General features: G+C 70.3%; 1 protein-coding gene. It reads right to left on the bottom strand.

The annotated features are described in order from the left end of the window. A partial coding sequence (locus IG94_RS39450; protein ID WP_346009438.1) for a zinc-binding dehydrogenase occupies positions 1-617 on the bottom strand: 617 nt, incomplete at its 3' end. Positions 618-680: the final 63 nt, after the last annotated feature.

Below are 680 nucleotides of genomic sequence, written 5' to 3'. Positions count from 1 at the left end.
CCCCGCACCCCCACCAAATACCGCGCCACCACCCCACCCAACACACCCGAACCACCCGACACCAACACCCAACCCCCATCCCCCACCGACGACACCACGGCGGAGCCGGTGTCGGCCGGCACATCGAGCACCAGCTTCCCCACATGTCCGGCGCGGCTCATCAGCGCGAACGCCTCGCCGGCCCGCCGCACGTCCCACACTCCGAGGGGCAGGCGCGTCAGCACGCCGCTCTCGAAGAGCCCGACCACCTCGCGCAGCATCTCCCCCATGCGGTCCGGTCCCGCTTCCACGAGGTCGAACGCCCGGTACGTCACGCCCTCGTAGGCCGCGGCCACCTCACCCGGATCCCGCACATCCGCCTTCCCCAGCTCCACGAACCGGCCACCCGGACGCACCAACCCCAACGACGCATCCACCAACTCCCCCGCCAACGAATCCACCACCACATCCACACCCGAACCCACACCCCGCCCGAACACCTCCGCAAACCCCACCGACCGCGACGAAGCAATCCGCTCCCCCGCCACACCCAACCCCCGCACCACCGACCACTTCGACTCACTCGCCGTCGCCCACACCTGCGCACCCAACCACCGGGCCAACTGCACCGCAGCCATCCCCACACCACCCGCAGCCGCATGCACCAACACCGACTCACCCGACCGCACACCCGCCACATC

Source organism: Streptomyces olivaceus, from assembly GCF_000721235.1.
Taxonomy (GTDB): domain Bacteria; phylum Actinomycetota; class Actinomycetes; order Streptomycetales; family Streptomycetaceae; genus Streptomyces; species Streptomyces olivaceus.
This window is presented reverse-complemented; position numbering and strand designations above follow the sequence as displayed.